This is a genomic window from Pseudoalteromonas sp. SANK 73390 (assembly GCF_054966645.1).
This window is the reverse complement of record NZ_ARPN01000009.1, coordinates 22,169-36,347: the sequence shown is the minus strand read 5'-3', so window position 1 is coordinate 36,347 and position 14,179 is coordinate 22,169. Positions and strand designations below refer to the sequence as shown.

The window sequence follows — 14,179 nt, the reverse complement described above, 5'->3', positions numbered from 1 at the left end:
TTATCTCCGCATTATTAGGACTGATTCTTTGCCCATAGTTGATGCAATTTGATTCCTTGAAGCCATGCGTTTACTGGGTATCGTCCTTTCAATTTCATAAACGTAAGTGCAACCCCTTGATTCCAAAAGTTCGCGCATAATTTTATCCAAAGGGACTTCAATATCAGAGATTCTACGATTTCCCAAAGTCCAAATCATATAGGCATTTTCCCTTAATTCATCTATTGCATTTTTCAACGATAAATCCAGGTCATAAACAAAACTAATTAATTTTTTAATGTTATCTGGGTTAACTCTTAATATTTTTTCAATGCATATTTCCAGCGAAGGTGAGCGATTAGTTAATTTTAAGCGTTTATCTTCTGACTCTTTTAATGAGCCACCAAGACTAGAACTGTCAATTGCATTTTGATAGCTCAGTATTGATGGATCTATTTTTTCATTGATATCAGCTAAGTCTATCCATTGAAGAGGAAGATATGAAAACTGACCATATGTTACAGTCGTAGAATTATCTCCGTATGGCGGAGAGCTAATCAGTAAATCAAACTTTTGTTTGGATTTTTTACGTAATTTAGAATCTACATTTTTAATCGTTATTTTGCTAATACTTTTTGAGCGTTTCAAATACCCATTTTTAGTAAGCATTTCTTTTTGTTCTTTAATATTTTCAAAACTTTTCAATAAGTTCTTTTTAAAAATATCTTTTGCAGAACCAATTTTTTCAATTTGTTCTTCAGATTTTATATGAAGTTTATATGTTGAACTTCTAGAGTTACATGTAGATCTAACGGTATTGCTTAATGCTAACCAAAATATTTTACGTGCCCACTTTGATGGCTCTGCTTTAATTGCTAAATAAATAGCACTTAACTCTAATTGGATTTCTTTTAAGAACCATTTATCAATACCTTTAAAGCTTACAGCTACCTCATTGCTATTACTTAATTCAATAGCGCTGAGTAAATCACCTATTTTATCGTTAAGCTTTTTAACATACAGAGGGCCACTTTTGACTTCGCAAGCGAGTATGGCTAATGGATTTATATCGTGCCCCACAAAATCAAGCCCTCGCACCATAGACTCTCCCATTGTGGTTCCAGAACCCACAAAGGGATCAAATACAGTGGTTATTTTAGGGTCAACACTTTGAATTGCATCAATTAATTCTCCCTGCATTTCGGGAACCATCATAGCAGGATATTGAATTAACCCATGGCAGTGGTTTCTTTTAGAACGTCCTTTAAAAGACCAATAAGAAGCATCCTGCAAAGAATAAGCTGCTATGTTTTGAATCAATGTATTATCTACATTTAAATCTTCTCTTTGAATGATAGCTTGATTCATAGTTAACTCATTAATTTTATTAGATCAATTTATATTTCAATAATATCAGTTTGGGATAAAACTATCCAGGATTGATTACAATTATCCATAACATAGTTTATTCATTGTTTCTTTACTTCTCGAAGCCCAATTTTCAAGTTGTTCAACTTCAAAAATTCCTTTTTCATAAGATTTTGGACGTTTAATATTTTTATGAAAGTGTTACCACTAATTTTTGATAAAATCGTTTACCCCAGTTATTAATATCTTCTTGCGTTAAGCTTCCATTCTTATCTGACGGTTGATGAGAGATTCCGAAGTGATTACTCTTTCCAACAAAATTATCAAAATACTTTTTAGGCCATGAAATAGAACCTCTAAGCAACTGCTTTTCAACATTCTCTATGAAATCATCAAGATTTTCTATCGCAGAGACTTGAACAGCTTTTGTAGACAGAGGTTTATTTGTATCTGATGTATCAACCTCTAACAGATAGTATGCAAAATTATCAATTTCAATATAAGACACTGACAAGCACCTAGGGTTGCCATCTGTCGCCAGAATATGCTTTTTACAACGAGCAATTCTGGGTAATTTTCGTAATGGATAAACAACCAATTTGCATTTCTGCTTATCTCTAAGCAGCTCTAGCATTTTAAAGTAGCTATCAAACTTATTTAAATACAAATGACTATCGTCAGTCTGGTCATCTATATTATCCCAATCTGCATTAGGTAACTCACCCGTCGTAGTCGCTTCATCGGTACTAACATCTTTAGAAGCCGCTTCAGGTGCATCATCATCTTGTTGACCATTTCTACTAATACGATTTTTTTGAGTTACTTTTATCGTTTCAACCGCCTTATCAAATGACATGGCAATGCTAGGGGGCTTTATTATTACGACCTTGTTATCAGCACTAGCACTCGCTTCATCATCAATATTATGCTCAAGTGGCCGCTCTGTTCCTGCAGCATAGCCACCATTGCCTTTACCACTAACATCTTTAGTAAAATTAGGATGTGAGAATAGTACTTTATCTGGCAAGTCTATTGGTATGTCAGCAAGTCCCTCTATTTCATGCACAAACATTGAGTTTAAATCAGGATCAAACCATCCTTTAACTGAAAAACGTGTGTTTTCCAAAGATGGTGGATCGAACTTGAAATCCCATACTCTGTATTTACCAAGCTCCTTGCCTTCCAAAAGTTGATAACGACCAATACTTTCATACGAACGACGCACGTTATCATTTATCAATATCCAACTAAGTAACCTCCTACAGCTTGGTTCATTATAATAGTCAACTTTATAAGTACAGTTAGGCATTACATCAACTGTTGCTATGCCTATGTCCTTATTTACTATCACATCGAATTCAGCTTGTAACACATCTGGTGTCATAGCCGTTCGAGATAAGTAGCCATCATGTAAAAATAATGCTCTAGCTAATTCAAATTGAGGTAAGTAAACAGTTGTACCATCACCTATTTGAAAAACAAAACAATACTGCTCACCGTCAGCTTTACGATGATGTTTAATAACTTGGCAATCTTTTACCTTAGCAACCTGCCAGCCATGAGTATCTTCAATAGTAAAAGATTTATGGTAGCCTTTTTTGCTGACTTCAGTTTTTGAATTTAAAACCCGTTGACGCACAATAATGGGAGATTGAGATAAAGTAAGATACGAACGCTCACTTTTTACAGGAGAAGTGGATAAATTGATACGCCAGAGAGAACCATCAGTTCTCCGAAACAAAGAGCCTATACCATTGATGACTGAATCATCACTAAATCCATCTATTCTAAACTTATCCATTAAATCCCTATAATCCTAAGTAGAAAAGTATCAGCAAGGGGAGTTAATCTTTGATCACTCAACCCTGACATCCTTAATATTTGCCATCGCCGTAATGTATTATTCGATAGGATTTGTGCAATAACAGCGCATGTTATTCTTCTTATTTGATATTCAGCTATATTTTCACAAAACCTCAAAAAAAACAATTTACAAAGTAGTAAGTCATTTAAATGTTTACCAACCGTTGATCCACAATAAAGTTTTGATAAATACCAGTTCATTGAATGCCGAGGATCATCTAACTGAAGTTCGGTATCATTTTTAATTCTGCATAATAGTTTTACTAAATGTCGATCACGCTTGTGCCAATCAATACGCTGATTTTTAGTAATATTAGGTACTTTATATTGATTGTTAACTTGTAGTAACCAATTTCTATCATGCCGGTAAAGCCAAGCATATACATAGCCAAATTTATGCTTACGAGCATAATTAACACCATTTTTAACCACCGAGGCTAACCATAAATCCCGATATTTCGCTTTGTCTTTTTCTGTTGCATCAAGCAATGGCGTTAATGATGCTTTATTTTCTTTTGGTTGCAAAAATACCTGTTTAAAAATATCAGCAACCTGCCAACCACTTCCTAATATGCTATGCCAGACGACTAGGTGCTCTAAGTAACTGAATGCTTTTCTGTGTTTACGAAAAATAGTTTTAAGCCAACATATTTCAGTGTCTTCAGGGTATAAATCATACTTTCGAAGCCATTTGCTTCCAAAGGACGAAATTATTTTTTCCTTTAACCTGCTGTAATCAATATGTTTGCCACGATTTAACTCATGTTCAAACAATAAAGCTCTATAAAAATAGCTCCATTGCTCAAGGGTCGGAGAATGAAAAGGTTTAAGCTGCAATAACTCATCTAAACTCTGAGTTATTAACTCAGATTGAATGCTGCTTGGTTGCTGTTTCGCATCCGTTTGGCAAGAGTGGTGAGTTGCAGGAGTATATTCATGTTTATGAGCGGGATGCCTGAGTATATTGGAATCAATCAACGCCCCATGCAACAAACAACTATCTGCACCTGAAACCTGCCAATTGCGTGACCAATAATACTCGCCAAACGCATTTTGTTGTTCTATAAGACAAGCAGGGCAATATCTTAACCATCTAGGTTGTTTAATTCGAGAAGCAGCAACTCCCAGGGCTAAATGTGTACTTCCTTTTGCTTGTTTCAGCATGAAATTAATACATTTTTTCCTGCGCTTTTCGTCAACAAACGGGGCATACAAAGGAAAAAGGGTATGTGAATAAATCAATTCAACCGGAGACGTGGCTTCTCTCTGAGGATACAAACTAGAGACTTTGTTAACATGACTAGGCAAATCAACAGTAGCAACGATTTTCCTATCATTATAAACATCATCCAGTAGCTCTTTAGGGGAAACGATCCCTTGGTGAACCCCATACCTTGCGATAACACTGTAAAGCAGTTCATCGCGATAAGGTAAAGGGAAGTTGAACATATTATCCGACTTGCTTTATCCAACTAGGTAAATCAAACAATTCATCACCGTAGTTTAAGGTTTTATATAGCTCTCCTTTTTTAGCCTGAGAGAATTTAAAACGCATGTCATCTGTGTCCAAGGTATGCCAGTTCTTTTGTTGGATCTTCTTCGGTTTTCTACTAGCTATAGACTTATCTGGTTTTTCATACCAATCCAATACAATAGGCATAAGCTCTCGTACTGTTAATTTCGGGTAATCCTTGAAAGCCTGTTCAATGAGTGGTGGTAATATTTTAGAGTCACAGTCCATTGCCAATAATAAATTATAAAGCCGCATTGCTTGTCCATTATTCTGAAATGGTTGTTCTTTATCTTGCTCAGCTTTTAACTCATCTATTTTCTGTCGTAAATCTAATACCTTTTTATCAATATCAATTAGCTGTAAATCTGAATATTTAGCAATTAATTCAACATCACCTGAACGTAATGCTGCAAGCATAGGGTGTACAGGCTTAAGTTCGCCGTGATAAACCTGCTTCAATAAATTAACCGTTAAACGCTCAACACCTGTAGCTATTGCTCTAAGCTGAGCTAATACGAATAACTTAACAACAATATCAAGTACCCCTTGCGATAAGTCATACCAACATTCTCTAATTTCATCTGTTAATACTTCTTCTCGCTTTAATAACCACTGATATCGCCACAATTTATCACTGAACGCTATCCATTCTGTTTTACGTAATTCTCCAGTTTTACGATCTTTACTCGGTTTTTCAGCTCTCATTGGTTGCCAAAATAATGAACCAAATCCCGCACTTCTTCGTCCTGATTGTAATTCCAGTTCAAAAATAGGTCTAGCTTTGGGTGTACCTACCATAACGACAGGTACGCCAATTACATTGACCAAAGCGACAAAAAATTCCAACATTTTTTCCTTACCACCAGAACGTCTTTGGCTAAGGCGCTGAATTTCATCAATGACTAATATACCAATTGCCTTTTGAGTGGCAGCTTGACTCATTAATGCTAGCAATACTTCCGTGCTATGGCGTTTTTTAGCATATTTATCTTCATAGTTTGTATGAAGTACCTGATCTAGTTCACGAAAAAAATTTAAGCATAAGCTTTTTAAAGAGCCATCATGAGGGCATTCAATTTTTAGATAAGACAACTGAATATAATTATGTCGTTCATGATATATAACTTGAGGGTAAGTCGCTAAAATTCGATTAATGGTTGTGCTTTTTCCACTACCGGAACAACCTATTAAAGATAAGCTCTTGGCTGTTGAATTGGTTTGAGCAAAACGAAAACTATCTAACTCACCAGACATAATTCGCTCATATCCATTTTGCATATGAGTATTAAGTGAACCGTCTGCTAAGTTACGCCCTACGTAACCTCCACGGATCATAATAGAGATTTTTTCTTCTAGCTGAAGGTGGTTAGCTATTGGTTGAAAAAAATCATCGAGAAGCGCCGAAACTTCATGCGCTCGTTCCCGGGCATTACTAAACACATCTTGCGGATTATATTTAACTTTTCCTGTAAGCCTTTTTTTGATTTGCTGTACTGACATAATGGGCGTTAATGCTTCAATAAACGGATTCCCACGATATCGTTCAATACCAGGATCTTTATATATAGCGGATACAAAATTACTCGGTAATGTCATTACTAGTCATCCTCACTGAATAATTCATCAATATGATCAGGGTAGCTATAATCTTCTTCAACATGTTCATTCAAATGAATTACATCCGCTTTTTTATCCTTGGTGCCAATATCGGGTCTATAAGCATTTTCTTGTCGCTCTAAAGCTTTAATTTTACGCTTATTATCATTTATCGAAGAAATTCTTTCAGCATTTGATAAATGGCTTGTATCTGAAGCTTTCTTAACAGCCTGTTTTATTTTAATTGCTACGAACTCTTCATGGTCTCGCTTCTTCTGCTCTGCTAGCAGCTTACTTTTAGCCATTGTTTGTTTTTGCGTTTCTTGAACCAGCCATACGTCCCAAAAAGATGCCCCTTCAAACTCTCGGGAACGAGGGGTTAGTTTACAGATCCAGTATTTAGTAGAGTTTTTCTCAGGGAAAATATAAATGTGATCAGCCGAGGCTGGATCATATGCTGCATTTAACTTTTCGGGTCTTCGTGCTTCAGAAGAGCGATGTAACCAACCTTGTTGAACTATTTCAACAGAAGTGTAATACACGCCGTAAATACAAATACCTAAATCTGAAAGCGTAGCTTTAATACGGGGTAATAAAGAAACTCTCAATGCATCATATGATGCAGTTCTTAACCTACCTGTTCTATGCTGTAGTCCCCATTGCCACAGTTCCTTTGGCACTAATGGCAGATCGCTTGGCATATCAACATCCCGATCATACTTTTCAAGAACAGCAAACTGGTTATGATATAAAATTGATGAAAGGATAATTTCTTTAAACTCACGAATAGTTAACTTCGCATCCAATCGATAATCTTTATCGCCACGCTTTTTAATTTTGGTACCTGTTACAACACCAGGAGCAAACGGAGTGAAATCGGCTTGCAAAGTTTTAAAACTTCGCTCAACAATACCTTTTGCATCACCTCGATAAGGAGGTGTATTTTCAATGCGTATAGAAAAATTACTTTCTAAACTTTCTATTTGATAACCTAGTATTTCACCTCTATCTGCTAAAATAGCATCAGGTAATCCAACAGCCGGCCAATCTTCACTTGTTATTTCAAAGCCATATTCTCGACAAAATTTAACTTTATCTGTCATAGCCATAGCTAATGATTGTATTGCAGCAATATATGAAGCATTTTCAAAACCGACATAAAAACCAGCAACCATCCTGCTAAAAACATCTTTAACCATATAAATTACTGGTCTACCAACAATATTAGCCCTATCGCTATCTGACACTAAATAAATATCAGCAATCGTAGCGTCAATTTCATATCGAGAACCCGGTCCAAGTACTTGGGTATTAGCGGTGCTATTTAATGGTTTCACATCTTTATTGTATTCAATTCGAGATACCCGCTTTTGTAGTTTCTCTACTTGTTGGTATTCCCTTTTATAAAAATGCATCATTTGCCAATTAGTTGGGATTTCTTCTTCTGGTGTGTTGGGAAAGTGGTTTTCATACAAAGATTTAAACCGTCGGTGCGCATAAGGAAATGAATAGCCTTTATCAGTTAATAAATACTTATCAATTGCAATTCTAAATAGCCTTTCAATAAATGAGTCAATTATTGCACCTTTACCTGGCATATATGTTCTTGGACGACCAAGTTTTTTATTAGTAGCTGTACGCTTTTTCCCTTTTGCTCCTGAGTTCTTATAATCTGGAAGTAGGGCATTTTTAGTTTGTCCTCGTTGCCAATAACGACGAGCTAAACGATAAAGCGTTTGTTTAGTTGAACCTTGATTCTCAATAACTTGATTGATAATTGAAGAACGTGATTTAGCAAGGTAAAACTCCGGTGATTTAACCAAAGGCTTTATCAATTGATAATTATTATCTCGCTTTGTTTTTGCTGTTGTATCTTCTTCTGGTGTTTGAAAAGCTAACTCTGCATGTGGATCTTCTATTCTTGTTAATACTTCTTCATCAATAGCAATTTCTAGTTCCTTTTTGCTCACCAACTGAGGAAATGCTGATGTGTCATCTAATGCTATCCAAATAATGTGATCGGGCATCTGCATCAAAACTCGAAAAGGCGCTTCGTTGTACTTAACAACCTCATTGATTTGAAACACAATAAGCCTCCTGCAACAGTTTGGCTGTTCCTGTTTTTAATTGCTTCGCCTTTAATTTTGGCGCTAGAACAAAAATATCAAAGGTAAAACAACGTTTGGCCAATAAATGCCTAACTTCTGCTAGCGACTCTCCAACTTGAAGTTCGTACGCAATATCTAAGTTTTTGCAGATGTCGATGATATTTTTATTAGGGTTTTGAGAAAAGTGATAATCATAGTAATCAATACGCTGAATTAAGACTTCTATATCTATCTCATCGCGCTGAGCTGGATAAAGCCATTTTATATTTTTGATAACCGTTTGAGGAATATCTTGTTCCGTGATCAAGTACCAAGGAACTTCTTTTAACTTCCAGTACCGCCTTTCTAACTCAAGCTTTTCAGTAGTTCTAGAATCATCTAAAGCTTCAGCATATTTAGCCTGAAGAACAAATTTAGGTTGTTGTTTGTCCTGGGAGTTAACAAGAAAATCAGATGACATATATTGTTTCACGCCAGACTGACTAGGATGCACAATACCTGCTTCTTTAGCAATTTGAGAGGTGGTTGCTATTTCTAATGGGAATTGTTCACGAATTTGAATGACATCATGGTGCCATTCAAGCAATAAAAATACGGCTAGCTCAAGATCTGAAAGTAGGTGATGGGTACGTTGTGATTTATGACCAAAAACACGATGAACTCGACCATCAGAAGGTAAATCCCTAACAGTGATCCAAGGTTTATATTCTGAGTTTTGACCAGAACCTCGACCTTCTTTAATCCATTTACTATTTTTAGCGTCCGAGTTTCCTAGTTTTCTCGATGCCATAAAAAAACCGCCTTGTTTATGCTCATAAATCAAGCATAGTTTAGACGGTTTTAGTATGCAACTTTATTACTCAGTATGATACTTTAATACTTAGTATGATACTTTATTACTCTCCCACAACAAAAGGCGCTTTCGCGCCTTTTCTTATTCTACCGTTACGCTCTTTGCGAGGTTTCTGGGTTGGTCTACGTCGGTGCCTTTAATCACCGCTACGTAGTACGATAAAAGCTGTAGAGGGATTGTATATACAACTGGCGCGAGGATGTCATCTACGTGGTTTACGTTGATAACACGCATTGTCTCGTCAGAGGCAAAGTGCGAGTCTTTGTCAGCGAATACGTAGATTATGCCGCCGCGTGCGCGTACTTCTTCAACGTTTGACTTTAGCTTTTCAAGTAACTCATTGTTAGGCGCAACGACAATAATTGGCATATCAGCGTCAATCAAGGCAAGTGGCCCGTGCTTTAGCTCGCCTGCAGCGTAGGCTTCGGCGTGAATGTATGAAATTTCTTTGAGTTTAAGCGCACCTTCCATTGCGATTGGGTATTGTGAACCACGGCCTAAAAACAATGAATGATGCTTGTCGGCAAATTCTTCGGCTAAGTCTTCAATACCACCAGCCAGCGTGAGTGCTTCTTCTAGCTTGTTTGGTAAAGTTTTAATTGCGTTTACAATATTGCTTTGATCTAGGCCTTTTTCTTGCGCAATTGATGCCGTTAGCATCAATAGGCCAACAAGTTGCGTGGTAAACGCTTTGGTCGATGCCACGCCAATTTCAGCACCGGCTTTGGTCATAAAGGCCAAGTCTGATTCACGAACGAGTGATGAACCCGGTACGTTACAAATGGTCATTGATGCCATGTAACCTTGCTCTTTAGCTAAACGCAATGCCGCGAGTGTATCGGCGGTTTCACCAGATTGAGAAATGGTCACTAATAAGCTGTTTTCATGTACAAATGATTGACGGTAACGGAACTCAGAAGCAATCTCTACATTACAACTTACGCCTGCAAACTGCTCTATCCAATAACGTGCCACCATGCCTGAGTGGTAAGAGGTACCACAGGCTATGATCTGTACGTGTTTTACGTCTTTAAAAATTTGTTGTGCACTGTCGCCAAACGCATCGACTGTTACACGGTCATTTTCAAGTCGCCCTTCTAAGGTATTACGAACCGCAAGTGGCTGCTCGTAAATTTCTTTTAGCATGTAATGGCGGTATTCACCTTTGCCAGAGTTATCTTGCGTGATATTTGACTCTATTACTTCGCGCTCAACTTGTTGGCCATTACTATCATAAATCTCAACGCTATCTGCTGTAATACGTGCTACATCGCCTTCTTCTAAAAATATAAAGCTGCGTGTAACGGGTAGTAATGCAAGTTGATCAGAGGCAATAAAGTTTTCACCTAAACCAAGGCCAATCACCAAAGGGCTACCTGAACGCGCTACGATCATTTCTTGATCGTTCGCTTTGTCAAACACCACGGTGCCATAAGCGCCTTCTAACTGCTTAACTGCGGCTTTAACTGCTTCTAACAGGCTATTATGTTGCAGGCGAAGTTGATGAATTAGGTGCACCATTACTTCAGTATCGGTGTCTGATAAAAACTCGTAGCCATCGCCTTTTAATGCATCACGCAATGGCGCGTGGTTTTCAATAATACCGTTGTGCACCAAGGCAATTTCGCTATTTGATACATGTGGGTGCGCATTCGCTTCTGTCACGCCACCATGGGTTGCCCAACGCGTGTGAGCAATGCCCGTTGTGCCCTTTACCGCGGCTTGCTCAAGTGCTTTTTCAAGGTTAACCACTTTACCAACTGCTTTAACGGTATTAAGTGAGCCTGATAAACTCAACGCAACGCCCGCTGAGTCATAACCACGATATTCAAGACGTTTTAAGCCTTCAATTAAAATTTTATTTACTGGACGCTCTGCAACGGCCCCTACAATACCACACATAAATCTCTCCATTTTGCACGTGAAGTGTGTTGTCATAATGATGTTTACTACACAAAGTGTTGTCGTCATTGTGCAGCGTAAAATTTATTTAAACGGTTGCACGAACTACTGTTACACCGCTTTTTTCAATGCTTTGGCATAATTCCAATGCTAAATTATCGTCAGTGATCAAGGTTGTCACTTGCGCCCAAGGTAGTTCTAAGTTGGGAATCTTTCGGCCTATTTTTTCTGACTCAACCATTACAATAACCTCTCTAGCTGACTCTGCCATGACTTGGCTTAACCCCACTAACTCATTAAAAGTGGTAGTACCACGCGCAACATCAATGCCATCAGCACCAATAAATAGCTGATCAAAGTCGTAAGAGCGTAATACTTTTTCAGCAACTTGCCCTTGAAATGACTCTGAATGTGGATCCCAAGTACCTCCGGTCATCAAAAGTGTTGGTTCATTTTCTAATGATAACAGTCGATTAGCTATATTTATGGCATTGGTCATTACAACCAACCCTTGCTTATTAACAAGCTCAGGGATCATTGCGGCGGTGGTTCGGCCACTATCAATAATAATGCGATTATGATCGTTAATGAGGTTAGCTGCGGCTTTAGCAATTGCCATTTTGCGAAGTGAATCGCGCTTATCGTTGCTTTTTGCAACGATCTCTTGTGGCAGTGCCATGGCTCCGCCGTAGCGACGAAGTAACAGTCCGCTTTTTTCAAGCGCAGTTAAATCTTTGCGAATCGTCACTTCTGAAGTTTCAAACTCAGCGGCTAACGCCTCAACACTCACTTCACCTTGGTCGTTTACTTTGCTCAATATTGTATGTCGGCGCTGCTGGGTGTTTCGTTTTGTCATATTCAGATAAGTTTCGATTCGTAATTTACGCGTAGTGTAAACGAAACTTATAAGTTTTGACAATGTCTATTTTAATTTTACTTTGCTCTGTAAAAATATAAAAACTCAAACTCTGTCAGCTTAAGTTCAGTTTTAAAAATTTACACTTAAACCTTATTTAGGGACAATGACTGTTATTCAAATAAAAAGCGCAACTAAAAAGGATAAAATTTATGCGTAATCACAAGTATCTATTACTTGCTTTATTAGCTTCTCTCACTAGCGCCTGTGGCGGGTCTGACTCAAAACCAGTCAAGGTAGTTAAGACTACTAAACAAGAAGCACCGATAATTAAGCCTACACCAACTCCTGCCCCAACGCCTGTTCTAGAGGCTATAGCCTGGGCAACAGGTAAATCCGCTATTGGTCAAACAATCATATTAGATGGGATCAACAGTCAAACTTATGATGGCGTAACCGCACAATGGCAATGGCTGCAAAAACCAGATAATAGTCAGGCAATAATCTATAATGCAAACACATTAAGAGCCCAATTTATAGTTGATCAAGCTGGTGATTATCATGCTCAACTTACACTAACAGACAGCGATGGAAAGTCTTCGGCTGCCAAAGTAGAAGTAGCTATTGCTGCACCAAGTACAAACCAATTTCCACTAGCAAGTTTTAACTTAGCTCATAACAGTATTTTGATAAATAAAGAGCTAGAGCTTGATGGTAGCGCCAGCAAAGACCCCGACGGTGATAAGCTAACCTACTTATGGAAAATTAGCGATGCACCGAAAAATGCTGAATTTACACTCCAAAACTCAACTCAGGTACGATCTACCTTCGCGGCCCAAACTGCTGGGAAATATACGATTTCTCTTACTGTCAATGATAACAAAAGTCACCATACATTAAGCAGAAATTTACAGGTTGTTGATAGTAACCACACCCCCACTATATTGCGTATTGAACAAAGTGAGAGCGAAGTTTACCCTAACGAGACGGTTTACTTTACAACCTATGCAGAGGATTTAGACAGTGACCCCATCTCATATAAATGGCGCGTTGTAAGTCGTCCACAAAATAGTACTGCCATACTTCAAAATGCGCTAACTAAACAAGCTTATATGGTCTTTGATGAGGTTGGTGAATATCTATTAGAAGTGGTTGTTTCGGATGGACTGTCGTACAGTGATACTAAACGTGCCCATGTCAAAGTAATTACTCGCCCACCAACACCCAATACTAACAAACCGCCATTTTTTCTATCTACAATAAGAGTTAGTGAGAACCCCACTCCTAACAGCCCGATCACTCTAACGGCCAATGCCACTGACCCCAATGAAGACCCAATAACCTACCGTTGGGTAATGCACCAAAAAGCAACGGGATCAAACTATTCGTTTTCAAGTACCACCGATGCAGAGGTAGAATTGACTGTCGACATGACTGGCTGGTACTTAGTTCAGGTATATGCCAATGATGGCCAAGCAGAGTCAATGCCTATGGCAACTGTTGTTAGAGTTAAATAATAGTGAGGCAGGGAAGTCCCTGCCTATCACTTCATGTCACGACTAGGTAAGTTTCAAATCGTAATTTAAATAAATTTTAAGCTAAACCTGTTAGGGCGTGTTGGCAGCGACTATTAAAGTTTTAAGTCAATTTTTCAAAAAAAAGCAGGCGAGGAGCCTGCTAAAAAACATTAGAGTTGTCTAATGGAGAATGGTTAAACTGGTTTTGGTGGTCCCTGTTACTGGGGAGCCTACCATTTCATCGTAAGCGGTTTGCATTTCAAAAGTGGCTGATTCAACGCCTAAGCTAGCAAGCATCACTTCTGCTTCTCTCAAAGAATTAAAGGTCATGGTCTGGCCAAGCTCATCACTTAATAAATGATAGTTACCATTTGGGTCAATACCACCAGCTAAATAATGATTTGCATCGGCGTAACTTAAAATAATAGCATCGAGTAGGTGCTGATTTAATTGGCTCTTCAGTTCATTTGCACGCATTTTATGTTACCTAATTTTTATTGGTTACTTTTTAAACGACCTTGCCAACTGTTTAGATCACACACTTATCAAAATTTTTATTATTCATCACAATAAAATGTCATGATTGTGTCATACCTACTAATTACGCTTGTACAGCTACATGCA

10 protein-coding genes are annotated in these 14,179 nt (G+C 37.9%); 1 reads left to right on the top strand and 9 read right to left on the bottom strand.

Going from position 1 to position 14,179, the window contains the following annotated elements; genetic code table 11:
- From SANK73390_RS00735 to SANK73390_RS00700, 8 genes are all read right to left on the bottom strand, one after another.
- Positions 1-1,347: a hypothetical protein gene (locus tag SANK73390_RS00735; RefSeq protein WP_462762287.1), complete on the bottom strand. Its 1,347-nt coding sequence runs from the start codon at positions 1,345-1,347 to the stop codon at positions 1-3.
- Between the two features lie 190 nt (positions 1,348-1,537).
- Complete coding sequence (locus tag SANK73390_RS00730) at positions 1,538-3,148, bottom strand: Tn7-like element transposition protein TnsE (RefSeq protein WP_462762284.1); 1,611 nt, start codon at positions 3,146-3,148, stop codon at positions 1,538-1,540.
- Positions 3,148-4,659, bottom strand: coding sequence for a TniQ family protein (locus SANK73390_RS00725; protein WP_462762282.1), 1,512 nt, complete (start codon positions 4,657-4,659; stop codon positions 3,148-3,150). Before SANK73390_RS00725 ends, SANK73390_RS00730 begins: the two co-directional genes overlap by 1 nt.
- Position 4,660: 1 nt before the next feature.
- Positions 4,661-6,319, bottom strand: coding sequence for an AAA family ATPase (locus tag SANK73390_RS00720; protein ID WP_462762279.1), 1,659 nt, complete (start codon positions 6,317-6,319; stop codon positions 4,661-4,663).
- Positions 6,320-6,321: 2 nt separating this feature from the next.
- Positions 6,322-8,406 carry a transposase gene (locus tag SANK73390_RS00715; RefSeq protein ID WP_462762276.1) on the bottom strand — a complete coding sequence of 695 codons (2,085 nt, stop codon included), beginning with the start codon at positions 8,404-8,406 and terminating at the stop codon, positions 6,322-6,324.
- Positions 8,390-9,217 carry a TnsA endonuclease C-terminal domain-containing protein gene (locus tag SANK73390_RS00710; RefSeq protein WP_462762273.1) on the bottom strand — a complete coding sequence of 276 codons (828 nt, stop codon included), beginning with the start codon at positions 9,215-9,217 and terminating at the stop codon, positions 8,390-8,392. Before SANK73390_RS00710 ends, SANK73390_RS00715 begins: the two co-directional genes overlap by 17 nt.
- 144 nt (positions 9,218-9,361) lie before the next feature.
- Positions 9,362-11,182, bottom strand: a complete 1,821-nt coding sequence (gene glmS, locus SANK73390_RS00705; protein ID WP_462762272.1) for a glutamine--fructose-6-phosphate transaminase (isomerizing) — start codon at positions 11,180-11,182, stop codon at positions 9,362-9,364.
- Between the two features lie 88 nt (positions 11,183-11,270).
- Complete coding sequence (locus tag SANK73390_RS00700) at positions 11,271-12,038, bottom strand: DeoR/GlpR family DNA-binding transcription regulator (RefSeq protein WP_261594210.1); 768 nt, start codon at positions 12,036-12,038, stop codon at positions 11,271-11,273.
- A 212-nt stretch (positions 12,039-12,250) separates the two neighbouring features.
- Between SANK73390_RS00700 and SANK73390_RS00695 the strand changes: the two genes are divergently transcribed.
- The gene (locus SANK73390_RS00695; protein ID WP_462762268.1) at positions 12,251-13,555 is read left to right on the top strand and encodes a PKD domain-containing protein; all 1,305 of its coding nucleotides are present in this window, start codon (positions 12,251-12,253) and stop codon (positions 13,553-13,555) included.
- Between the two features lie 180 nt (positions 13,556-13,735).
- Here the strand turns inward: SANK73390_RS00695 and SANK73390_RS00690 are convergent, their stop codons facing one another.
- The gene (locus tag SANK73390_RS00690; protein WP_462762265.1) at positions 13,736-14,032 is read right to left on the bottom strand and encodes a DUF6482 family protein; all 297 of its coding nucleotides are present in this window, start codon (positions 14,030-14,032) and stop codon (positions 13,736-13,738) included.
- Positions 14,033-14,179 lie beyond the last annotated feature (147 nt).